Below are 22,510 nucleotides of genomic sequence, written 5' to 3'. Positions count from 1 at the left end.
TTCGCAGCGTGGTCGCAAACAGGCCTGATCCAGCGTTCGACGCGGGGTTGAGGCGTCTGTTTCGGGGTATTTATGGCGTCAGTCCTGTTGAAAGCGGCGCTGCACCGGCCGTGCTGGGCTATCATTGGCGCTTTCCCGTAGATGATTGACTGCCATGACTGCCGACACCCTGACCACCGTCCTCTCCACCAGCGACATGCTTGAAATCGATGGGCTGCACGCGTTTGATTTCGAACTCAGCGCAGACAAGCTGCTGATCACCGCCATGGACGGCCGTGCTGAAAAACGCTGGAACTTCAGCCTGGAACAGGTGCAGGCCGCCAAGTTTGACGACACCTTGCAAAGCTGGACCCTTACCGGTGATTCGGGCGAGCACCGCCTGATCTGCCTGAGTGCTTTCACCGGCAACAATAACGACGAGGACGAAGCGGATGATGATGCGTAAATTCTGGCCCCTGCTGATGGCGGGCAGTGTCGGTGCGATGTCGGTACAGGCTGCACCGGCTGACACTTATGAACTGTTGGTGGGCAGCTACACCGCCGGCACCAGTGAAGGTATCTACCGCCTGCAATTCGACAGCCGCACCGGGCAGTTCAGCGGCAAGCCGGTACTCGCGGCCAAGGCGGCCAACCCGTCGTGGCTAACGATTTCCAAGGACCAGAAGCATCTGTTTGTAGTCAATGAGAACGGCCCGGGTCAGAAAGATCCAGTGGGTCGTGTCAGCAGCTACAGCATCGACCCGCAGAATCATCAGCTCACCTTGATCAACCAGGTGCAGAGCCTGGGCAACGAACCCACCCATTCCAGCCTGGCCGCTGATGGGCGCTACCTGTTCGTCGCCAACTATTCGGTGCTGGAAGATCCGGGCGGAAGCCTGGCGGTGTTGCCCGTTGATGCCAGCGGCAAGCTGTCGCCGCCGGTGCAGTTGAGTGCCCACCCGGCCAGCCGCGTGAACCCTGAGCGTCAGGCCTCCAACCATGTGCATTCGGTGGTGTCGTCGCCGGATGGCAAGTACGTGTTTGTTCAAGACCTGGGTGCCGACAAGGTCTTTGCTTACCACTACGACCCCAAGGCCAACCACGAGCTGCCATTGACTCCGGCCACCCCGGCGTCCATTCAACTGCCGCCTGGCAGCGGTCCGCGTCATTTGTTGTTTAGTGCCGATGGCAAGCACGCCTGGTTAACCACTGAAATGAGCGCTCAGGTCGCGGTATTTGACTACAACGACGGCAAGCTCACGCAAACCCAGCTGGTGGAGTTTGCCGCAGGGCAGCCCGTGTCCGACAAGGCCGGCGCCGCGCTGCACGCTTCAAGTGACGGCAAGTTTCTGTACGTGAGCAACCGCGGCACCGCCAACCAGATGCTGGTGTTCAGCATCGACCCGGCCACCGCGCACCTCAAGGAGTTGCAGCGCCGTTCCGTAGAGGGCGACCATCCGCGCGAGTTCAGCCTGGACCCGAGCGGCAAGTTTTTGCTGATCGCTAACCAGAAAAGCAATGAAATTGTGGTGGTTGAGCGTGACCCGAAAACCGGCCTGCTGGGTAAAACCGTGCAGAAATTGGCGATTGATGCCCCCAGCGACCTCAAGTTCCTGGTGCGTCAATAAGCCACAGGCCCCGCAGTGCGGGGCCTGAGCCTTTCTATTAATTCTATTAATAGCGGCTACTGTTTCAAAGCATTTCTAAGGTTCAGCCCTCGGGCGTAAGTTTGGTTCCAAGGCCTTCCCCGGCCACCCAACCAGACGAACACAAGGGTTACTGACATGAACTTGAATCTTTTCTCCATCATCGCCGCTTCCGCTGTTTCCGCCACCGTAGCCTTGCCAGCGGCCGCCAGCGTGGATGTCACCAGCAAAAAATCGAGCACCAGCGCCTACACCCAGAAATACCTGCAACAGAGCGCCAACTTCTACGCCGCACTGGATCACAAAACCCAGCAGTGAGCTTGAATCAAGCGACGGTCAACTGTGGGAGCTGGCTTGCCTGCGATGCAATCAACTCGGAAAGTCTGATACGCCGAGTTGTCTGCATCGCAGGCAAGCCAGCTCCCACAGTAGAGTGTGTTGGGATCAGGATTTCGCCATCACCGCGTTAAACAGTGGCGATTCCAGAAAGCGATCAAGCCAAACCTGTAACCGCTTATACGAAGTACCGGCAAACCACACTCGATCCACATGGGCATACTGACGCACGAAGGGCGCCAGTGCAGCATCCGCCAGGGTCAGGTGGTTGGCCAACAGGTAATCCCGCTCGGCCAACAACCCTTCAAGCTTTTGCAAAAACACCTCGCCCTCGGCCCGATAATGTTCCGTCGGCTGCTCGGGGTAGCGTTCGGCGTATTTGTATCGATTCAAGTGATACTTGAAGCCCTGGTCATTCTCGGCGATCAGTGTCAGCACCGCAGGGTCGCCGCCAAGCAGCCAATCCTCGGGATCGTTCTGCGCCAGCGCCCATTGCATGATTTCCAGGCTTTCCTCAATCACCCGGCCATCCACGCTCAACACCGGCACGGTGCCCTTGGGCGACAGCGCGAGCATTTCAGCCGGCTTGGCCCTGAGGCTAACCTCGACAATCTGCACCGGCACGCCTGAGTAGCGCAGCGCCAACCGCGCCCGCATCGCATATGGGCAGCGCCTGAAGGAATACAGCAGCGCCTCGCTCACTTCACCTCCAGGGTGCTCAAACCATTGCCCTGACGCTTGACCTGGATTTGCACCGGAATGCGTTCGTGCATTTCCTGCACGTGGGAAATCACCGCCACTTTGCGCCCTTGAGCTTGAAGCCCGTCGAGAGCATCCATCGCCAGTTGCAGCGACTCCGGATCGAGGCTGCCGAAACCTTCGTCGATAAACAGCGATTCGATTTTCAAGGTGCTGGACGCCATCGACGCCAGGCCCAAGGCCAACGCCAACGACACCAGGAACGTCTCGCCACCCGACAACGAATGCACCGAGCGCAGTTCATCACCCATTTCCGTGTCCATCACCAGCAGGCCGAGCATGCTGCCGCCGCGTTTGAGGCGATAGCGGCGCACCAGTTGGCGCAGTTGCACATTGGCGTGGTGCACCAACAGGTCAAGGTTGTACGCCTGGGCGATCTTGCGGAAGGTGTCGCCGGTGGCCGAGCCGATCAACGCATTGAGGCGTGCCCAGCGCTGCCACTCTTCATAAGCCTGGGTGATCTGCTCGGCCAGCGCGCGGTTAGCGTCCTGACGGCGCTGGTCTTCGGATTGGCGGGCGCGCAACTCGATGACGAGTTTCTCCCCTTCGGCCAGTTGCTGAGTGAGCGCGGCGAGCTCGCTGTCCAGTTGTTCGGCTTGCAGGCCACCATTGTGTTGGGCCTGGTGCTCGGCGAGGCGCTGCTCGCGCTCTTGCAGCAGAACCCTGGCTTGCTCCACGGCTTTTTCGCTGCTGTGCAACTGCTGGCGCAGTTCTGTGACCTGCGCGTCATCGAAGGCCAGTAAACGGTTGAGCCCAGCGTTATCCAGCTCTGGGTGCTGGGCGCGCCATTCATTGAGGCGCGTGTCGAGGGTCTGCTGCTCTTCGTGCAACGCCTGCTCGCGCTCCTGCTGGGCCTTGAGGTCGGCGGCCAGCTGGATCAGCGTGGTGCGAATGTCCTGCAACTGCTGGTTCGCGTCGGTTTCACTCTGGCGTGATTGCGCCACGGCGACATCGAGCTGTTGCTGCCAGTGTTCGGCGCTGGTGTGGTCACCGAGCAAGGTGCCGAGTTTTTCCTGTACAGCCTGTTGCTGCGCAGCCAGTTCGGTAACGGCGTGTTGCGCGGCATCCAGCTGTTGCTGGCGATGCTGTTGATTGCCGTGTTCCCGGTCGAGGATGTGCTGGCGTTGCTGCTGTTCTTCCAGCTCTTCACGTTGACGATCCAGTTGCTCGCGGCGTTGGCTGACTTGCTGATCCAGCCTCATGAAGGTGTTGGCCGGGTCGCTGCGCAAGCCGTCCAGCGTTTCGGCTGGCAACAGGCTGGCGAAGGCGTTGAGTTCTTCGTCGAGGCGTTCGCGGTCGTTGGCCAGCTCGCGTTGCTGGTCTACCAGCAATTGGCGCGCCTGCCCGCTGGCGTCCTGGGCAGCCTGCAGTTGTTGCTGCAGACGCCCGGCGTTTTGTTGCAGGTTGAGCAGGGCACCCTGGCGTTGCTCGTCCTGGCTGATGCTTTGCGTCAGTTGGCTGAGTTGCTGCGCCAGCCACGGGCTGCGCTTGGCGACGTCCTGATTGAACAGCGAGGCAGACAGCGGATGGGCGTCCAGGCTGGGCGCCAGGCCCTGCTGTTGAGTCGTCAACTGCTCTTGCTGTTGCAGAAACTCTTTTTGCTGGGCAATCAAACCGCCCACTTCACCGCGCAACTCGGTGAGTTTTTCCTTGAGGGTGTCGACGGCTTTCTGTGCGCTGGCTTCTTCGTTTTCGTCGTGACGGCCCAGGCTTTGCAGAAGCGCTTCGGGCTGATGGTACGGGTGCTCATGGCTGCCGCACACCGGGCAGGGCTGATCGTCCTGCAACTGTTCGCGCAATTCTTCGACGCTGGCACTGCGCGCCAGGCGTTGGCGTTCCAGCAGTTGCTTGGTCACCGTCAGGGTTTGTTCGGCCACCGTCAGTTCGGCTTTGGTTTGCAGGCCGCTCACGTTGAGTTGTTCGCGTTGTTGCTGGGCGTCGGCGAGTTTTTGTGTGAGCAGGGTGGCCTGTTGATCAAGCTGTTGTTGGCTGTCCCACAGGCGCGTCAGGTCTTCAAATGCGCGCTGCTGTTTGCGATTGTCTTGCAGCAGGCTGGCGAGCAATTGAATTTGCTCGGCCACGGCATGGGGCTCGGCGCCGGCTTCCTGATACAGCACATCCAGCGCAGCACGTTGTTGCGTAAATTGCTCGGCGGCCGTGGTTGCGCGCTGCTCCAGCTGCGGCAGTTCGGCCTGGCCCTTGTTCAGGCGATTGCCAATCAGCATCAGCTGTTGCAGGCGATCGCGGTAGGCGGTCCAGGCGTCGCTCAATGGCGCGAGGTCGGCGCTGCGTTCAAGTTCGGCGGCCAGGCGTTGCAGGCGTTCGGCGACCTCGGTTTGCTTGTCCTGCAAGCCTTTGAGCAAGGCCTGGCCTTCGGTGCAGGCGGTTGCTTGTTGCTGTTTCTCTTCGCTGCGCTTGGCCAGTTCTTTGTTCAGGTGGGCGAGGGTGTTTTGTTCTTCAAAGGCCTGGCGCAGCAATGGCACGGCGTCGGCCTGATTTTTCAGGGCGTCGGCCAGTGCCGTCTGAGCCGTTGATTGCTGCCGTTGCGCCTGATCCTGGCGCACGTGCAGCGCCGTTTGCTGTTCAAGGTGCTGCTGAATCTGCGCGGCAAGAGGCGTCAGTAACGTACCCAGTTCGGTCTGCCGTGCAAACTGATGGCGCTGTGGCGCCAATTGGTCCAGTCGGCTCAAGTCCTGGCGTTGCTGGCCTTGGCTTTCCCAGTGTTGCTGAGCCTGTTGCACCTGTTCGACGGCGCTGAGCTGGCGCTCCTGCCATTCGCGCAGTTCCTTGAGCCAGGTGTGCTGCAGCTCCAACTGTTTGAGCTGCGCTTGTTGAACCTTGAAGTGCTGCTGGGCTTCGCTCAGTTGTTGATCCAGTTCGGCGCGGGCTTCGGCAGCCAGGGGCACCACGCCGGTGGCCTGGTCTTGCAGTTGCTTGTGGGCGTCCCTGGCTTCTTTGGCCTTGTCGAATGCGCGGCGACCGAGCTGCGTATACAGCGCGGTGTCCGTGAGCTTTTCCAGCAGTTCGCTGCGTTCGTTATCGTTGGCCTTGAGGAACGCACTGAACTCGCTTTGCGCCAGCAATACCGCGCGGGTGAACTGCTCGAAGTTCAGGCCCAGGGCCAGTTCCAGCTGGGTCTTGTATTCGGTTTTCTGGCTGGCGAGCACTTGGTCGCTGTCCAGGTCCATCAAGCTTTGGCGGCTGTTCTGCAACTTGCCGCTGGCCTTGTCGCGGGCGCGGTTGGCCTCCCAGCGCGCACGGTAACGACGGCCGCTGACGCCGACGAAATCCACCTCGGCATAACCGCCGCCGGTACCACGGCGCAGCAACGTGCGCGGGTCACCGATGGAAATGTCACTGTCGGCGTCCTGCATCTTGGCCTGGCCGGTATCGCTCAAACGCGGCACGCTGCCAAACAAGGCCAGGCACAGTGCGTCGAGCAAGGTGCTTTTACCGGCACCGGTCGGGCCGGTGATCGCGAACAACCCGGCACTGGCCAAGGGCTCGGCGGTAAAGTCAATTTCAAACGGGCCGGCGAGGGAGGCGAGGTTTTTCAGGCGGATGGCGAGAATCTTCATGGCTGTTCCTCCTCCTGTTGCACTTCCTGGAGCAGCACGGCGAAGTCCTTCAAGGTCTGTTCATCCACTTCACTGCCGTAACTGTCTTGCCAGGCGCGGCTGAACAGCTCCTGGGGCGTGAGCTGGTCGAGTTCGATCAGGCGGTCTGCGTCGACGTCTTCGCTGCCGCGCTTGCCCGCGTATTCGGCGGCGATGCGCACCAAGCGTACCGCCTTGCCTTGCAGGGCGCTTTCGATTTGCTGGCGCAGGTCGGGCTGGGGCTCGTCCAGACGCACGCGTACTTCCAGCCACGGGTGGCGTTGGGTTTCGGCCAACAGGTCGACATCGGGCAAGTCGGCCAGTTGTTTGAGAATGTCCGCCAGCGGCGCAGCGTCCAGGCGCTGCAGGTTGACCGAGCGCGGAATCAACAGCGGTTCGACGCCCACCAGTCGTTCGCCCTGGAACGTCACGTCGAGAATCTGGTGCTTGTAGCCGATTTCGGAAAATGACAGCGGAATCGGCGACCCGCTGTAGCGAATCCGCTCTTCGCCATTGACCTTTTGCGGCTTGTGCAAATGGCCGAGGGCCACATAGGCGACCGTTCTATCGAACAGCTTGGCGGGCAGCGCCTCGGCATTGCCGATGATCAGGCTGCGCTCGGAGTCTTCCGACACCGAGCCACCGGCCATGTGCGCGTGGCTGATGGCAATCAGCGCCTGGCCTTTTTTGCGTTTGGCGTTGGCGGCGGCAATCAGCCATTCATGCACTTGGCCAATACCGCGCAGATAGTCGTCGCCCAAATGGGCGCCGGTGACTTCGGCGGGGCGCAAAAACGGCAGCGCCAGGCACCAGGCGGCGATCTTGCCTTTGGCGTCGGGCAGCGGGATCAGCAAACGTTCGGCATCCAGTTGGCCGTCGTCCAGCCACAGCACGCGGCCCAGCGCATGGGTGCGCAGGCGGCGCATCAACGGCGCGGGCAGCTCGATACGCGAGCCGGAGTCGTGGTTGCCGGCGATCATTACAATGGTGAGTTTCGGGTTCTGTTCGTGGGCGCTGATGATGAAGTCATACAGGCGCTCCTGGGCCTTGAGCGGCGGGTTGACCGTGTCGAAGATATCGCCGGCGATCAGCAGCACATCCGGCGTGTGGGCTTTTAATTGACCCAGCAGCCATTCGAGAAAGCAGGCGTGTTCGAAGTCGCGTTCCTGGCCGTGCAGGTTTTGCCCAAGGTGCCAGTCGGAGGTGTGAAACAGACGCAAGGCGAACTCCGTGAAGAAGATGAAAAGGAGGGGAGTTTACCTATAAATGAGGATGCAGTGCCCCAGACAACACAAATCCAATGTGGGAGCTGGCTTGCCTGCGATGCAAGCACCTCGGTCTTTCAGCCAAACTGAGGTGATGCCATCGCAGGCAAGCCAGCTCCCACAGGGGTTATGCGGTGTGCAGGCAGTTCAGTGCGCGGTCGGCGAGGAGTCTGGCGTTGTCGATCAGGTGTTCGGTGGCGCCGGCCAGGTGACGTTGCTCGTCAGTCAGCGCCTGTGTTGTACCGGCTGCGGTAGCGGCGGCGCAGCGCAGCAGGTCGCAGATTTGCGCCAGGGCGTCTTCGAAGCTGAGGTCTTGGTGCACGGTGAAGGCGGGTGGTGGGTCGGGGACGATTTTATTCATGGAAGTACCTACTGGGTTTGGAGCCATTCTTTTGCCGATCTCACACGTCAAAAGGTGGCAGCTATGTGCGGGGTGAGATACCGGAGGAGTAGGCGCACCCGGCCAGACCGAAGTCTGCCCGCACACAGCTGCCATAGAGCATGTTGCTCGTGGCGCCTACAAACTCAACGGGATCTCACACCCGATCGCTGATATGCAGCGACGGAGCGAAGGCTAGCCAGTGAAGTCAGCAGGCGCAAGGCCGTGGGATTGTCTAGGAAACTTCCTGCAAATTAAAGGGATAGGGATTGCTGGCCTTTAACAATGCATGTCGAGCAGGCGATAGAGATCCTCTGTGGGAGCTGGCTTGCCTGCGATGCAGGCACCTCGGTGTTTCAGCCAAACTGAGGTGATGCCATCGCAGGCAAGCCAGCTCCCACAGGGTTTTGCGGGGGGGCAGAGAGTCGGTTACTTGGGATACAACGGCGGCAAACTGGTGGTGTCGGTCGCCGGGTCTTGCTCGCGCTCGGCCACGGGGATGGCTTTGACCGCGCGCCACAGGTCTTCGCCCAGCCAGAAATGGCCACCTTCGCTGTAGAGCGCGCCGTTGAGGCCATCCAGTGCATCCGACAGCGGCACAAAGCGCGCTGCCATGTCTGCCAACGTTTCCGGCTGTTGCCGCGCCCACGCATCAAGGGCCTGGCGTGTGGCTTGGGGGTCGTTGGCTTGCGTAGCGCGCTTGAGGTCGTCGAGCAACGTACGCGGGCTTGGGCCGGTTTGCGCGGCGCGTTGCACGGCGGGCTGCCGGCGCGCGCGCCACCACAGGCCGAAGCCGAGCAGGGTGGTGCAGGCGAGGATCAGCGTGCTCAGTTGCCACAGCCACAGGCGGTCATCGTCCGGGGCGGTGATGACGGTCGGCGTGGCGGGCGTGTCCACCACCAGGCTCGGGTTGGTGGCCACTTGCAGGGTGCGCGCGGGCAGGCTGGTACGTTCCAGGTGGTCTTCGTGGGTGTTCCACCACACCACGTCTACCGCCGGCAGCTCCACTGCGCCTGCACGGGTAGGCACCAGCGCTTCGCGGTCTTCGCGGCTGCCGATCAGGCCACGGTCGTTGTTCTGGTTGCCGAGCACCGGTTGGTCGGGGTAGCGGCGCAGGCCATTGATGTCGCTGCTGGGCAGCGCCGGCAGTTGCGCGCTGGACAGGCCCTCAGCCTTGACCGTGAGGCTGCGCGTCAGCGAGTCGCCGACCTGCACGTGGTCCGGCTCGGGGTTCCAGGCCTCCGTCAGCGTCAGGCTGCGCGCGGGTATCCACGGCGCGTCGGCAGGGTACAGCGCGGGCTTGGGTTTGACCGTCAGCGGCAGTTCGGCGGAGCTGACGTGAATCAACTTGCCCGGTTTAGTGCCTTGCAGGGTGTTTTCCTGCGGCGGGCGCGATTCCACCAGCGTCGCGCTGAAGGTCTGCGCCGGAACCACCACGGCGCCGCTGTGCTGCGGATAAATCGCGTAGCGGGTTTCGATCACGCCATGGCGAATGCTGTTGATGACTTTCTCGTACGTGCGCGATTCACCCAACTGCTCGATGCGCGCATCCGGAATCTGCAAGGGCGTGAGGCTGCTGTCGTCGTACAGCGACACCGAGTGATACACGCGCACGGTCAACAGCGCCTGGGCCTGGACGTACACGCTGCTCTGGTCGAGACTGGTTTCAATGAACACCGGCGCCAACTCGGCGCTGGTGTTCTGGCTCGCGGTTTCGACCACTTGCAGGCTGATCGGCTGGGTCTTGAGCTCGCCCACTTGCAGCGGCGGAATCACCACCGTGCCGTTTTCCTTGGGCAGCAGGGTGATGATCCAGCGCGTGGTGGCGTGGTTATCGCCGCCCAGCGTGGTGAGTTGGTTGATCTGGCGCGTGCCGCTGACTTCAAATTGCGCATCCAGTGGCGACAGGTCGGGTTTGCCGAACTGCGTGACGTCGCTGGACTCCACCGTGAGCTCTACCGTTTCCCCGGAATTGAGGCGGCTGCGGTCGACGCTGGCCACCAGGTTTGCCGCCTGGACGTGGCCTGCCGATAACGCGAGCAGAAGCAGAAGGGTGGTGCGGCGGCTCATCGAGTCTTGTCCTGATGTTGTTGCTGTTCGTACCAGAATTTGCGGCGCAGCAGTTCGCCGGGGTTGTCCGGGATCTCCCGCAGCCATTGCTCCAGGGCCTGGCGGTGTTCGCCGTCAATGTTCGCATCGGCGGGGCGCAAAGGCGGCGTGGTGGTTTGCTCATCGCCCAACTCGCTGCCCGGCACTTCGTTACCGCCAGCTTTGGGCGTGGCGCCGGTCTGGGTCTCGCCGGTGCCGGCTTCGCCCTGGCCCTGGGCGGACTGTTCGCCACCCGTATTGCTTTGCCCACTCGCGCCCGGTTGCGCAGTTTGGCCGGGTTGGGTGGTTTCGTCATCCTCATTTTTGACAGGCTTGGCCGGTTCGGGCTCAGCCTTTTCCTGCATCACTTTTTCCACGAGTGCCTTGTTTTTCAAGGCCGGCTGCAGATCGGGCTGGGCTTCCAGCGCTTGCTCGTAGGCGTCGACTGCCGCTTCCAGCTCGCCTGACTTGGCCAGGGCATTGCCGCGATTGTAGTGGGAATAGGCGTCATTGCCCTGGGCAAAGCGTTTGATGGCTTCGGCATAGTTGCCGGCCTCGTACAGCGCCACGCCTTGCCATTGCGAGTCTTCGAAGTGTTCGGCGGCCTCGGCGGGGCGTTTGTGCTTGAGCAGGTATTGGCCCTGTTGGTCGGGGCGTAGCCACAGGTCTTGAAGCTCAAAGGCATAGCTCGGTTGCGGTGCGCCGAGCAATAGCAGCGGCAGGCAAAACAGCCAGCCGCGGCGCCCGGCGCAGGCGGCGAGCAGCAGCAGGGGCAGGAGCAGCCAATAGCCTTGGTCGGCCCAGGTGTCGAGGTGCAGCAGTTGGCCGTCGTTGCGCAGGGTTTGCGGGCCGTCGAGCAGGTTGAGTTGGCGCAGGTCCTTGTCGTCCAGGCGCGCGGCGCGGTAACGGCCACCCATTTCGCTGGCAAACGCCTTGAGCGTCGGGCTGTCGAGGCGTGGAATGAGGATCGCGCCTTGCTCGTCCTTGAGGAACTCGCCGCTTTCCTGGGTCACCGGCGTGCCTTCGCGGCTGCCAATGCCGAGGATCGACAGGGTCGGCGCCTGGGCGCCTTGCAGTTGCAGGCGAATGCCCTGGCGTTCCTGTTTCGACAGCGAGGAGCCGACCAGCAACAACCGGCCCTGGCCCAGCCCGCCTTGTTTGAGCAGGTGCATGGCCTTTTCTACCGCCAGGTCAGCGCGATGGCCGGGCTCGGGCATGATCGAGGGGCGCAGGGCCTCCAGCAGGTTGCGACTGGTCGCCAGGTCGTCCGACAGCGGCACAAGGGTATGAGCGCTGCCCGCGTACACGATGATGGCGGTGGGCGCGCTGTCGCGTGCTTGCAGCAGGTCGTACAGCTTGCGCCGTGCCTGCTCCAGGCGATTGGGCGGGCTGTCGGTCGCGAGCATTTCCGGGGTCAGCTCCAGCAGCACCACCAGCGGGTCGGCCGGTTTCTGGCTGGACTGTTCAACCCTTTGCCAGCTGGGGCCGAGCAATGCCAGCACGGCCAGCAGCCAGGCGATGCCCAGCACCACCCACGGCGATTTGCTCTCGCGGCCGCTGCCGCCACTGAGCAGCACCGCATGAAAGGCCGGCGGCAGAATCATCTGCCAGCGCCCGGCGCGCTTTTGCCGGTGCCACAAGTGCCACAGCAGCCAGCCGAGCAGCGGCAGCAGCAACAGCGACCAGGGGCGGAAAAAGTGCGGCCACAGGTCGATCATCGACGCCTCCGCAAACGCAGGCGTTTGAGGCGTTGGCGCCATTCAGGGTGCTGTTGCAGGAAAATCCCCTTGGACGTCAGTTTGTTGAAAGCGCGTTGCAAAGCGTTGTTCGGCCAGCGCTCCTGGATCACCAGCAACATGCTCAACAGCAGCGCCAGGGCCAGGGGCGCGCTGTACAGCGCTTGCGCCGGGCGGGCCTGGGTTGGCTGCTGCGCCACGGGTTCGAGCTGGTCGAGGGTTTCGCGGATTTGTTGCAGCTCGTCGCCGTCGCGGGCACGGAAGTAACGGCCCCCGGTGGCGTCGGCGATGGCCTTGAGTGCCGGTTCGTCCAGATCCAGGCTCGGGTTGACGCCGAGAATGCCCAGCGAACCGGTTTGTTCCGGGTCGGCGCCAATGCCGATCGGGTAGATCTTCACGCCTTCTTCGGCAGCCAGGCGCGCGGCGGTCAGCGGGTCAATTTGCCCGGCGTTGTTGGCGCCGTCGGTGACCAGAATCAGCACGCGGCTTTGCGCCGGACGCTGGCGCAGGCGCTTGAGCGCCAAGCCTATGGCATCGCCAATCGCAGTATTTTTGCCCGCGATGCCAATACGCGCTTCATCCAGCCAGGTGCGCACGGTGCGCCGGTCGAAGGTCAGCGGCGCTTGCAGGTAGGCCTGGCTGCCAAACAGGATCAGGCCCACGCGGTCGCCTTCGCGGCTTTCAAGGAAGTCGCCGAGCAAGTGCTGCACCAGGCTCAGGCGGCTGACGTCGTCGTCCTGCCAGTGCATGTCTGGGAAATCCATGGAGCCGGACACGTCCACCGCCACCAGCAGATCGCGGCCACTGGCGGCGATCGGCAAGGGTTCGCCCAGCCATTCCGGGCGTGCGGCGGCGGTGAGTAAAAGCAACCACAGCACCACAAATGGCGCTTGCTGGCGCCAGCCCGGCAGGTTGGCGCGGGCGCGGCGGCGGGCGAGGCCTTCAAGGTCGGCGAGGTAGCTGACTTTAAGCGCGGGTTCACCGCTGTCGGCCACCGGCAACACCAGCCGCATCAACCAGGGCAAGGGCAACAGGGCGAAGATCCACGGCCAGGCGAACTCAAACATGTTTGCGAATCCAGGTGTCGACGGCTTGAGTCAGCCCAGCGATGGCCTTGTCGTCGAGTTTGCATTCAGGCTTGTAGGCACCTTCCACCAGCACCATCCAGCGCGTGAGCCCGGCGGCCGGGCAACGGTTGTCGAGGAACGCCAGCCATTTGCGGCCGTTGAGGGTGTGGCTCTGGCTGTAGGGGTAGTCGTTGCGGCACAGGCGTTTGAGCAGACCATTGAGTTGTTGCAGCCAGGCGCCGGCGGGGGCGCCATCGTAGGGCTTGGGCATCAGCGCCAGTTCGGCCAGCGCCGCGATGCGCAAGGGGTCCAGCGGCTGTTCGGCACGGGCCACCGGTTGGCGTTTGGGCAGAAAGCGGCGCAGCCACCACAGCCCCCAGCCGAGCAGCGGAATCACCAGCAGCAACAGCCACCAGCCCGGCGCAGGCGGCCAGAAGCCGATCGACGGCGGCGCGATCAGGGGTTGCAGTTGGTCGAGGCTGCTCATTGCTTTTTGACCGGGCGTTGCGGGTTGAGGTATTCGCGCAGTTGCTCGACCATTTCGCTTTGGGTACTCAGCGGCATCAATAGAATCCGCAGCTTCTGTGCGAGCAGTTCCCAGCGGGCGATGCGTGCTTCGGCCTGGGCTTTGTAGGCCTGGCGCAAATCAAAATTGAGGGTGTCGAGTTCCAGTTGGGCGCCTCTTTGCGCGAACCTCAGTAGCCCGGCGGCGGGCAGGGCGTGGTCGAGTGGGTCGGAGATGGGTAGCAGCAACAAATCGCAATGCCGCGACAGCAGGCTCAGTTGTTGTTCGGCGCCTTCGGTGAGCGCGCGCTCGTCGCAAATCACAATCACCAGGCTGCCCGGGCGCAGCACTTCACGGCCACGGCGCAGGGCCATGCCCAGGGCGTCGGCTTCGGGGCGGCTTTCGGTGTTCAGGCTCTGGTTGACCCGCACCAGCCGGTTGAGCAGTTGCAGCAGGCTTTGCTTGCTGCGCCGGGGTTTGATTTCGTAGTGCTCGCTGTCACCAAAGACCAGCCCGCCGACGCGGTCGTTATGGCCCAATGCGGCCCAGCCGATCAGGCTGGCGGCCTGCGCCGCCAGCACCGATTTGAACATCTGCCCGGAACCGAAAAACAGCCGGCAGCTTTGCTCGACCATAATGAAAATCGGCCGCTCGCGTTCTTCATGAAACAGCTTGGTGTGCGGCTCCTGTGTACGCGCCGTTACCCGCCAGTCGATGGTGCGCACATCGTCGCCCGCCTGGTAGACGCGCACCTGGTCGAAATCCACACCGCGCCCACGCAACTTGGAGTGGTGTAAACCGATCAACGGGCTGCGCTGGCTCGGCGTGGAAAACAGCTGCACTTCGCGCACGCGGTGGCGCATCTCAATCAGTTCGCTGAGTGTGACGCGGATCCCTGCGCTGGCGTTCATGGGGTTCAAGCGACGGCAACGACGTCGAGAATGCGTTGCACCACGCGGTCCTGGTCAATGCCGGCGGCTTCGGCTTCAAACGACAGAATGATGCGGTGACGCAACACGTCGAACAGTACCGCCTGGATATCTTCCGGGCTGACAAAGTCGCGACCGGCCAGCCAGGCGTGGGCACGCGCGCAGCGGTCGAGGGCGATGGACCCGCGCGGGCTGGCGCCGTAGGCAATCCACTCGGCCATTTCCGGGTCGAATTTGGCCGGGGTGCGCGTGGCCATGACCAGTTGTACGAGGTATTCCTCTACCGCGTCGGCCATGTACAGGCCGAGGATTTCCTTGCGCGCGGCAAAGATGGCTTGCTGGCTGACGCGGCGCTCGGGCTTGGTTTCGCCGTTGAGCGCTTCACCCCGCGCTTGTTGCAGGATGCGGCGTTCGACGGCAGCGTCCGGAAAACCGATTTTGACGTGCATCAGGAAACGGTCGAGCTGGGCTTCGGGCAGCGGGTAGGTGCCTTCCTGCTCGATGGGGTTTTGCGTGGCCATCACCAGAAACAGGGGCGACAGGTCGTAAGTGCTGCGCCCGACGCTGACCTGGCGCTCGGCCATGGCTTCGAGCAGCGCCGATTGCACCTTGGCCGGGGCGCGGTTGATTTCATCCGCCAATACCAGGTTGTGGAAGATCGGGCCTTGCTGGAACACGAAACTGCCGGTTTCCGGGCGATAGATCTCGGTGCCGGTGATGTCGGCGGGCAGCAGGTCGGGGGTGAACTGAATGCGATGGAACTGCGCTTCGATGCCTTCGGCGAGCTCTTTGATGGCTTTGGTCTTGGCCAAGCCCGGCGCGCCTTCTACCAACATATGGCCGTCAGCGAGCAGGGCGATCAACAGCCGATCGATGAGTTTTTCCTGGCCGAGAATCTGCGTAGAAAGAAAGGTTCGCAGCGCAAGCAGCGCTTCACGATGTTCCATCGATGACGGTTCCTGGAGAGAAGAGCCGGGCGTCGAGAAAAAAACGCCTGGCCTGGGGGGCTTACTTTAATGCATCGCGGGGTGCAGCGACTAACGGCGCGGGCGGTATTTCGGGAAAACTTGTAGGAATTTTGTGTGTTTAGCTCAAATGGTGCTGAGGTTTGCGCTGTTTATGTGGGAGCTGGCTTGCCTGCGATGGCATCAACTGGGTCCATCTGAGGGACCGAGTCGCCAGCATCGCAGGCAAGCCAGCTCCCACACAAGCCAGCTCCCACATTTGATCTTCGGCGCATTCAGATCCGGTTAAAGGTACCGGTGCCTTTGAGAATGTTCTGCAGGGTTTCTTCCACTTCAGCCAAATCCGACGCAGCGGTGCTGTGGGTGATCTGCAATTGGTCCTTGCCGCCCAGCGCATCGGCATCGCCGGCAGCCAGCTCCACCAGCAGCGTGGTATCGCCCAGCGTCACTTTCAGCCCGTCGAGGGTCGAAGGTTCGTAATCCCAGGTCAGCTCCACTTCCTCTTCATCCGGGTAACGGGTGAGCATGAACATCTCGCCGTTCTTTCCGTGGCAGCAGAGCATGGCCATGTTGTCTTCTTCGTCATCGCACGGGGTTGCCATCAGTGCGTCAGTGTTCAGTTGCAGCATGGGGAATCCTGTCTGGGGTAGGGCGTAATGCGGGCAATTGTGCCATCGCGGCGAATTTTGTGCTGCTTCCTGTGTCAGACCCAATGCATGACCTGACGGGCTGTATCGGTCATTTCTGGTACTCGGAAGCGTGAAAATTGCCGATTTCATGTCGGGAAATTTCGGGTTGCGCCAATCGCAACCTCCAGCCTGCGTACCGATGACCGAATATGTCGCAGCGTCGCAAGCAGCTGTCTTCCTACACTCGTTAAGCTGCGCAACGGATGTGCCCTGTGCCGAGCGTCTGACCTGCCCGTCGTACCGTCACCCGGCAAGGTGCGCATCCCGTGGAAGTTGTATGTGACCTGACTGTCTCTTCCAGCTTCACCCACCTGTCACTGTGATTCGCTATTGTGCTTTTATCTTCACTGGCGAACAGAGCTGACGGTCTCCCCGCAAGGGGATAACACGCGACGCTTTCATCAATAACAAGCCCAAGCGGAGTACCACAGATGGCGTTCTTCACCGCAGCCAGCAAGGCCGACTTCCAGCATCAACTGCAAGCGGCACTGGCGCAGCACATCAGTGAACAGGCACTGCCACAAGTGGCGCTGTTCGCTGAGCAATTTTTCGGCATTATCTCCCTGGACGAACTGACCCAACGTCGCCTTTCCGACCTGGCCGGTTGCACCTTGTCTGCCTGGCGCCTGCTTGAGCGCTTTGATCACACCCAACCGCAAGTGCGGGTCTACAACCCCGATTACGAACGTCATGGCTGGCAGTCGACCCACACCGCGGTCGAAGTGTTGCACCATGACTTGCCCTTCCTGGTGGACTCGGTACGTACCGAGCTGAACCGTCGCGGCTACAGCATTCATACCCTGCAAACCACCGTGCTCAGCGTGCGCCGTGGCAAGAAGGGCGAGCTGCTGGAAATCCTGCCGAAAGGCACCCAGGGCGAAGATATTCAGCAAGAATCGCTGATGTACCTGGAAATCGACCGCTGCGCCAACGCCGCCGAATTGAACGTACTGAGCAAAGAGCTTGAGCAGGTGCTGGGCGAAGTGCGTGTGGCCGTGGCCGATTTCGAACCGATGAAGGCCAAGGTCCAGGACTTGCTGGCCGGCATCGACGCCAGCCAGTTCGTGATTGATGGCGAAGAAAAGGCCGAAATCAAGAACTTCCTCGAATGGCTGGTGGGCAACCACTTCACCTTCCTCGGCTATGAAGAGTTTGTGGTACGTGACGCGGCGGACGGCGGTCATATCGAATATGACGCCAGCTCCTTCCTCGGCCTGACCAAACTGCTGCGCGCCGGCCTGACCGCCGAAGACCTGCGCATCGAAGACTACGCTGTTGCCTACCTCAACGAGCCGGTTGTGCTGTCGTTCGCCAAGGCTGCGCACCCAAGCCGCGTGCACCGCCCGGCGTACCCGGACTATGTGTCGATCCGCGAGATCAGCGCCGACGGCAAAGTCATCAAGGAACACCGTTTCATGGGCCTCTACACCTCCTCGGTGTATGGCGAGAGCGTGCGGGTGATTCCTTACATCCGCCGCAAGGTCGCGGAAATCGAACGCCGCTCCGGCTTCCAGCCCAAGGCTCACCTGGGCAAAGAGCTGGCTCAAGTGGTTGAAGTGCTGCCACGTGATGACCTGTTCCAGACCCCGGTCGACGAGCTGTTCAGCACCGTGATGTCGATTGTGCAGATCCAGGAACGCAACAAGATCCGCGTGTTCCTGCGCAAAGACCCGTACGGCCGCTTCTGCTACTGCCTGGCCTACGTGCCGCGCGACATCTATTCCACCGAAGTGCGTCAGAAGATCCAGCAAGTGCTGATGGATCGCCTGAAAGCCTCGGATTGCGAGTTCTGGACCTTCTTCTCCGAGTCCGTGCTGGCCCGTGTGCAGCTGATTCTGCGGGTTGATCCGAAAAACCGCCTGGACATCGACCCGCTGCAGCTGGAAAAAGAAGTGGTGCAGGCGTGCCGCAGCTGGCAGGACGACTACTCCAGCCTCGTCGTCGAAAGCTTCGGCGAAGCCCATGGCACCAACGTGCTGGCGGACTTCCCGAAAGGCTTCCCGGCCGGCTACCGCGAGCGTTTCGCCGCGCATTCGGCCGTGGTCGACATGCAGCACCTCAACAGCCTGACCGAAGCCAACCCGCTGGTGATGAGTTTCTATCAGCCGATGGGGCAGGGCTCGGATCAGCGGGAGCTGCATTGCAAGCTCTACCACGCCGACACCCCGCTGGCGCTGTCTGACGTGTTGCCGATTCTGGAAAACCTCGGCCTGCGTGTGCTGGGCGAGTTCCCGTATCGCCTGCGTCACGCCAATGGCCGTGAGTTCTGGATCCATGACTTTGCGTTCATCGCCGCTGAAGGCGTGAACCTGGACATTCAGCAGCTCAACGACACCCTGCAGGATGCGTTCGTGCACATCGTGCATGGCGACGCCGAGAACGATGCGTTCAACCGCCTGGTACTGACCGCCGGGCTGCCGTGGCGCGACGTCGCGCTGCTGCGTGCATACGCGCGTTATCTGAAGCAGATCCGCCTGGGCTTTGACCTGGGTTACATCGCCACCACCCTGAACAACCACACCGATATCGCCCGCGAGTTGACCCGGTTGTTCAAAACCCGCTTCTACCTGGCGCGCAAGCTCACCGCCGACGACCTGGAAGACAAGCAGCAACGTCTGGAGCAAGCGATTCTCACGGCCCTGGACGACGTTCAGGTGCTCAACGAAGACCGCATCCTGCGTCGCTACCTGGACCTGATCAAGGCCACGCTGCGCACCAACTTCTACCAGACTGACGCCAACGGCCAGAACAAGTCGTACTTCAGCTTCAAGTTCAACCCGCACGCGATTCCCGAGCTGCCGAAGCCGGTGCCGAAGTTTGAAATCTTCGTCTATTCGCCGCGTGTTGAAGGCGTGCATTTACGCTTTGGCAACGTGGCCCGTGGCGGCCTGCGCTGGTCCGACCGTGAAGAAGACTTCCGTACCGAAGTGTTGGGCCTGGTAAAAGCCCAGCAGGTGAAGAACTCGGTCATCGTGCCGGTGGGCGCCAAGGGCGGCTTCCTGCCGCGTCGCCTGCCATTGGGCGGCACCCGTGATGAAATCGCGGCCGAGGGCATCGCCTGCTACCGCATCTTCATTTCCGGCCTGTTGGACATCACCGACAACCTGAAAGACGGCGCGCTGGTGCCGCCATTGAACGTGGTGCGTCACGACAACGATGACCCGTACCTGGTGGTGGCTGCGGACAAGGGCACTGCGACCTTCTCCGACATCGCCAACGGCATCGCGATCGACTACGGCTTCTGGCTGGGTGATGCGTTCGCCTCCGGTGGTTCCGCCGGTTACGACCACAAGAAAATGGGCATCACCGCCAAGGGCGCGTGGGTCGGTGTGCAGCGTCACTTCCGTGAGCGTGGCATCAATGTGCAGGAAGACAGCATCACCGTCGTCGGCGTGGGAGACATGGCCGGTGACGTGTTTGGTAACGGTTTGTTGATGTCCGACAAGCTGCAACTGGTCGCGGCCTTCAACCACCTGCACATCTTCATCGATCCAAACCCGACCCCGGCAAACAGCTTCGCTGAACGTCAGCGTCTGTTCGACCTGCCACGTTCGGCCTGGACGGATTACGACACCAGCATCATGTCCGAAGGCGGCGGTATCTTCTCGCGCAGCGCGAAGAGCATTGCCATCTCGCCACAAATGAAAGAACGCTTCGACATCTCGGCCGACAAGCTGACCCCGACCGAACTGCTGAACGCCTTGCTCAAGGCGCCGGTGGATCTGTTGTGGAACGGCGGTATCGGTACCTACGTCAAGGCCAGCACTGAAAGCCATGCCGACGTGGGCGACAAGGCCAACGACGCATTGCGCGTCAATGGCAACGAGTTGCGCTGCAAGGTGGTGGGCGAGGGCGGTAACCTCGGCATGACCCAGCTGGGTCGTGTGGAATTCGGCCTGAACGGTGGCGGTTCCAACACCGACTTCATCGACAACGCCGGTGGTGTGGACTGCTCCGACCACGAAGTGAACATCAAGATCCTGCTCAACGAAGTGGTGCAGGCCGGTGACATGACCGACAAGCAGCGCAACCAGTTGCTGGCGAGCATGACCGACGAAGTCGGCAACCTGGTGTTGGGCAACAACTACAAGCAGACCCAGGCCCTGTCCTTGGCCGCGCGCCGTGCCTACGAGCGTGCTGCCGAGTACAAGCGCCTGATGAGCGACCTGGAAGGCCGTGGCAAGCTGGACCGCGCCATCGAGTACCTGCCGACCGAGGAGCAGCTCACCGAGCGCGCCGCGACCGGCAAGGGCTTGACCCGTCCGGAGCTGTCGGTGCTGATCTCCTACAGCAAGATCGACCTCAAGGAAGCGCTGCTCAAGTCGCTGGTGCCGGATGACGACTACCTGACCCGTGACATGGAAACCGCGTTCCCGCCGAGCCTGGTCGCCAAGTTCGGCGAAGCGATGCGTCGTCACCGCCTGAAGCGTGAGATTGTCAGCACCCAGATCGCCAACGATCTGGTCAACCACATGGGCATCACCTTCGTTCAACGGCTCAAAGAGTCGACCGGCATGAGCCCGGCGAACGTGGCGGGCGCTTACGTGATCGTGCGTGACATCTTCCACCTCCCGCACTGGTTCCGTCAGATCGAAGCCCTGGACCACCAGGTGTCTGCTGACGTGCAGCTGGAGCTGATGGACGAGCTGATGCGCCTGGGCCGCCGTGCTACACGCTGGTTCCTGCGCAGCCGTCGCAACGAGCAGGACGCTGGCCGTGACACCGCGCACTTCGGTCCACACCTGGCGGCGTTGGGCCTCAAGCTCGACGAACTGCTGGAAGGCCCGACCCGCGAAGGCTGGCAGAACCGCTACGGCAAATACACCGAAGCCGGTGTGCCTGAGTTGTTGGCTCGCATGGTTGCAGGGACTACCCACCTGTACACCTTGCTGCCAATCATCGAAGCCGCCGACGTGACCGGGCATGACGCCGCCGAAGTGGCCAAGGCCTACTTCGCCGTCGGCAGCGCCCTGGACTTGCCGTGGTACCTGCAGCAGATCAGCGATCTGCCGGTGGCCAACAACTGGCAGGCCCAGGCCCGCGAAGCCTTCCGTGATGACGTGGACTGGCAGCAACGGGCGATCACCATCTCTGTACTGCAAATGGCCGACGCGCCACAAGACATGGAAGCCCGTGTGGCCCTGTGGCTTGAGCAGCACAAAGACATGGCGGATCGTTGGGTCTCGATGATGGTGGAAATTCGTGCAGCAGTTGGCACGGACTACGCCATGTACGCGGTGGCCAACCGTGAGTTGCTCGACCTGGCGTTGAGCGGTCAGTCGGTGTTGTAAACCCCTGACCGGTTGTTGAAAACAAAAAATCCCCGCATTGAACGATGCGGGGATTTTTTATGGGCTATCGGAAACGGTGAATCTCAGTGATCAGATCGGCCGACCCACAAGGATCACAGGCGCGATTGTCTTGAACACCCTGGGAATGTTGGACTGCATTTCGAGCCTGGTGGCACCGCTGGCCGCATACTGTTGTGGCGTCATCTGATGCCAAATGGCGTCCATGTCTTGTCTCAGTATTTCAGCACTTGGGTCGGCGGGCATGATGGTCAGTACCAAGCCCAGCACGGCATAGGCTTTGCCGAAATCTCTTTCAAGCCCATACGTACGCGGCGCCGAACGATGCCGCTGTGCAAAATTAGACATCTCTTCGCCATTACGCGGCATGCCGGCGAGCGCATACCCATATTCCAGGAGCGCATCCAATTGCCCTGACCCTGCGAACTGCACCAGCCGTTGTTGTTTTTCCAGGACGGTGGCGGTGGAGTTTGCGGAAAATACACGCTCAGCCAGCGCCTGCAGGTCGCCGCCGTCGGCCGCTCTCTGCAGGAGTTCTTCGACCCGTGCGCGGCGCTCCACAGGGTTGGGAATCAACCCTGGTGTGTCGCGATAGGCTTGGGCGAGTTGGAACTCTGCTGCGTGATCGCCCTGTGCGACGGCCATAGTCAGCCAGTTCACATCTTTGCTGAGTTCGAACAGTAGCCGCATGGCCTGAGTGTCACCCGCGGTGGCCTTTGGCTGGAGCAGCTCATTGGCTTTTTCCAGGGAGTCAGCATCACCCAATCGCATTAACGATGGAATATGGTTCTGCACGGCTGCCAAGCTGAGCCATTTGCGGGTTTCTTCAGACGCTACGCGAAAACCACCATCCCTGCGGGTGACACAGGTTGCCATGGCGTACTGTGCGTCAGCGTTACCTTGCGCGGCCGCTATGGTCAGGCACAGCTCGGCTCTGTCGTAGTACTCAAGTGAGAACAGTTCAAAACCGGTCTCTGTTGCTGTTTCATTCAGTTGGTCAAGTGAAGCGCTAATGGTCTCGCCCAGTAAGTTTTTCTGCGCCTTCAGCTGTGTGAGCAGTGCGAACAGCGCTGGCAGGGTATTAGAGTCGACGTACATGGTGGTTACCTGTGATGAGGCACTTTATTAGTGCAAACACAGGTTATGGAAACTGTCTGGATCATAAGCGCTACATATCTAGGGGGTGGGGCTTTTGTCAGCGCGCCAGTCGATGAGTCAGATGATTCAGGTGCTGAGTTATCAGGTTCACGGTGTGTGCCACG

General features: G+C 61.6%; 16 protein-coding genes. 4 read left to right on the top strand and 12 right to left on the bottom strand.

Annotated features, from left to right (window positions below; genetic code table 11):
- The first annotated feature begins 154 nt into the window (after positions 1-154).
- The 3 genes from BFW87_RS27575 (at position 155) to BFW87_RS27565 (ending at position 1,943) form a co-directional block, all read left to right on the top strand.
- Entirely contained in the window at positions 155-445 is a 291-nt protein-coding gene (locus tag BFW87_RS27575; RefSeq protein WP_078742874.1) for a DUF5629 family protein, read from the top strand.
- Positions 432-1,607 (top strand): lactonase family protein, encoded by a 1,176-nt coding sequence (locus BFW87_RS27570; protein ID WP_078742873.1) that lies wholly within the window; start codon positions 432-434, stop codon positions 1,605-1,607. The genes BFW87_RS27575 and BFW87_RS27570 overlap by 14 nt, the downstream gene beginning before the upstream one ends.
- Before the next feature lie 156 nt (positions 1,608-1,763).
- The gene (locus BFW87_RS27565; RefSeq protein WP_078742872.1) at positions 1,764-1,943 is read left to right on the top strand and encodes a hypothetical protein; all 180 of its coding nucleotides are present in this window, start codon (positions 1,764-1,766) and stop codon (positions 1,941-1,943) included.
- A gap of 126 nt (positions 1,944-2,069) precedes the next feature.
- Here BFW87_RS27565 and BFW87_RS27560 read toward each other — a convergent pair whose 3' ends face one another.
- The 11 genes from BFW87_RS27560 to BFW87_RS27505 all read right to left on the bottom strand — a co-directional run bounded on the left by BFW87_RS27560 (position 2,070) and on the right by BFW87_RS27505 (position 15,879).
- Entirely contained in the window at positions 2,070-2,663 is a 594-nt protein-coding gene (locus BFW87_RS27560; protein ID WP_078742871.1) for a glutathione S-transferase, read from the bottom strand.
- Complete coding sequence (locus tag BFW87_RS27555; RefSeq protein ID WP_078742870.1) at positions 2,660-6,298, bottom strand: AAA family ATPase; 3,639 nt, start codon at positions 6,296-6,298, stop codon at positions 2,660-2,662. The genes BFW87_RS27560 and BFW87_RS27555 overlap by 4 nt, the downstream gene beginning before the upstream one ends.
- Positions 6,295-7,536: an exonuclease SbcCD subunit D C-terminal domain-containing protein gene (locus BFW87_RS27550; protein ID WP_078742869.1), complete on the bottom strand. Its 1,242-nt coding sequence runs from the start codon at positions 7,534-7,536 to the stop codon at positions 6,295-6,297. Before BFW87_RS27550 ends, BFW87_RS27555 begins: the two co-directional genes overlap by 4 nt.
- A 172-nt stretch (positions 7,537-7,708) precedes the next feature.
- The gene (locus BFW87_RS27545; RefSeq protein ID WP_078742868.1) at positions 7,709-7,942 is read right to left on the bottom strand and encodes a DUF6124 family protein; all 234 of its coding nucleotides are present in this window, start codon (positions 7,940-7,942) and stop codon (positions 7,709-7,711) included.
- Positions 7,943-8,389: 447 nt separating this feature from the next.
- Positions 8,390-10,030, bottom strand: a complete 1,641-nt coding sequence (locus BFW87_RS27535; protein ID WP_078742867.1) for a BatD family protein — start codon at positions 10,028-10,030, stop codon at positions 8,390-8,392.
- A complete protein-coding gene (locus tag BFW87_RS27530) occupies positions 10,027-11,766 on the bottom strand; it encodes a tetratricopeptide repeat protein (protein ID WP_078742866.1) in 1,740 nt (579 codons plus the stop codon). The genes BFW87_RS27535 and BFW87_RS27530 overlap by 4 nt, the downstream gene beginning before the upstream one ends.
- The gene (locus BFW87_RS27525) at positions 11,763-12,851 is read right to left on the bottom strand and encodes a vWA domain-containing protein (RefSeq protein WP_078742865.1); all 1,089 of its coding nucleotides are present in this window, start codon (positions 12,849-12,851) and stop codon (positions 11,763-11,765) included. Before BFW87_RS27525 ends, BFW87_RS27530 begins: the two co-directional genes overlap by 4 nt.
- The gene (locus tag BFW87_RS27520) at positions 12,844-13,338 is read right to left on the bottom strand and encodes a DUF4381 domain-containing protein (protein WP_078742864.1); all 495 of its coding nucleotides are present in this window, start codon (positions 13,336-13,338) and stop codon (positions 12,844-12,846) included. The genes BFW87_RS27525 and BFW87_RS27520 overlap by 8 nt, the downstream gene beginning before the upstream one ends.
- Positions 13,335-14,267, bottom strand: a complete 933-nt coding sequence (locus BFW87_RS27515) for a DUF58 domain-containing protein (RefSeq protein ID WP_078742863.1) — start codon at positions 14,265-14,267, stop codon at positions 13,335-13,337. Before BFW87_RS27515 ends, BFW87_RS27520 begins: the two co-directional genes overlap by 4 nt.
- 5 nt (positions 14,268-14,272) lie before the next feature.
- A complete protein-coding gene (locus BFW87_RS27510; RefSeq protein WP_003174327.1) occupies positions 14,273-15,232 on the bottom strand; it encodes an AAA family ATPase in 960 nt (319 codons plus the stop codon).
- 293 nt (positions 15,233-15,525) lie between these two features.
- Complete coding sequence (locus BFW87_RS27505) at positions 15,526-15,879, bottom strand: hypothetical protein (RefSeq protein WP_078742862.1); 354 nt, start codon at positions 15,877-15,879, stop codon at positions 15,526-15,528.
- A 491-nt stretch (positions 15,880-16,370) separates the two neighbouring features.
- On the opposite strand from BFW87_RS27505, the gene BFW87_RS27500 reads away from it, so the two are divergent.
- Positions 16,371-21,230, top strand: coding sequence for an NAD-glutamate dehydrogenase (locus BFW87_RS27500; RefSeq protein WP_078742861.1), 4,860 nt, complete (start codon positions 16,371-16,373; stop codon positions 21,228-21,230).
- A gap of 90 nt (positions 21,231-21,320) precedes the next feature.
- Here the strand turns inward: BFW87_RS27500 and BFW87_RS27495 are convergent, their stop codons facing one another.
- Entirely contained in the window at positions 21,321-22,346 is a 1,026-nt protein-coding gene (locus BFW87_RS27495; RefSeq protein ID WP_078742860.1) for a tetratricopeptide repeat protein, read from the bottom strand.
- Positions 22,347-22,510: the final 164 nt, after the last annotated feature.

Source organism: Pseudomonas fluorescens, assembly GCF_002022275.1.
Taxonomy (GTDB): Bacteria; Pseudomonadota; Gammaproteobacteria; order Pseudomonadales; family Pseudomonadaceae; genus Aquipseudomonas; species Aquipseudomonas fluorescens_AJ.
The sequence above is the reverse complement of the archived record's forward strand: the minus strand, read 5'-3'. Positions and strand labels throughout refer to the sequence as shown.

What these genes read in the sequence shown, in the direction of transcription:
- BFW87_RS27575 (WP_078742874.1), top strand. Translation starts at nt 155, where the DNA reads ATGACTGCCGACACCCTGACCACCGTCCTCTCCACCAGCGACATGCTT.
- BFW87_RS27570 (WP_078742873.1), top strand. Translation starts at nt 432, where the DNA reads ATGATGATGCGTAAATTCTGGCCCCTGCTGATGGCGGGCAGTGTCGGT.
- BFW87_RS27565 (WP_078742872.1), top strand. Translation starts at nt 1,764, where the DNA reads ATGAACTTGAATCTTTTCTCCATCATCGCCGCTTCCGCTGTTTCCGCC.
- BFW87_RS27555 (WP_078742870.1), bottom strand. Translation starts at nt 6,298, where the DNA reads ATGAAGATTCTCGCCATCCGCCTGAAAAACCTCGCCTCCCTCGCCGGC.
- BFW87_RS27545 (WP_078742868.1), bottom strand. Translation starts at nt 7,942, where the DNA reads ATGAATAAAATCGTCCCCGACCCACCACCCGCCTTCACCGTGCACCAA.
- BFW87_RS27535 (WP_078742867.1), bottom strand. Translation starts at nt 10,030, where the DNA reads ATGAGCCGCCGCACCACCCTTCTGCTTCTGCTCGCGTTATCGGCAGGC.
- BFW87_RS27530 (WP_078742866.1), bottom strand. Translation starts at nt 11,766, where the DNA reads ATGATCGACCTGTGGCCGCACTTTTTCCGCCCCTGGTCGCTGTTGCTG.
- BFW87_RS27525 (WP_078742865.1), bottom strand. Translation starts at nt 12,851, where the DNA reads ATGTTTGAGTTCGCCTGGCCGTGGATCTTCGCCCTGTTGCCCTTGCCC.
- BFW87_RS27520 (WP_078742864.1), bottom strand. Translation starts at nt 13,338, where the DNA reads ATGAGCAGCCTCGACCAACTGCAACCCCTGATCGCGCCGCCGTCGATC.
- BFW87_RS27515 (WP_078742863.1), bottom strand. Translation starts at nt 14,267, where the DNA reads ATGAACGCCAGCGCAGGGATCCGCGTCACACTCAGCGAACTGATTGAG.
- BFW87_RS27510 (WP_003174327.1), bottom strand. Translation starts at nt 15,232, where the DNA reads ATGGAACATCGTGAAGCGCTGCTTGCGCTGCGAACCTTTCTTTCTACG.
- BFW87_RS27505 (WP_078742862.1), bottom strand. Translation starts at nt 15,879, where the DNA reads ATGCTGCAACTGAACACTGACGCACTGATGGCAACCCCGTGCGATGAC.
- BFW87_RS27500 (WP_078742861.1), top strand. Translation starts at nt 16,371, where the DNA reads ATGGCGTTCTTCACCGCAGCCAGCAAGGCCGACTTCCAGCATCAACTG.
- BFW87_RS27495 (WP_078742860.1), bottom strand. Translation starts at nt 22,346, where the DNA reads ATGTACGTCGACTCTAATACCCTGCCAGCGCTGTTCGCACTGCTCACA.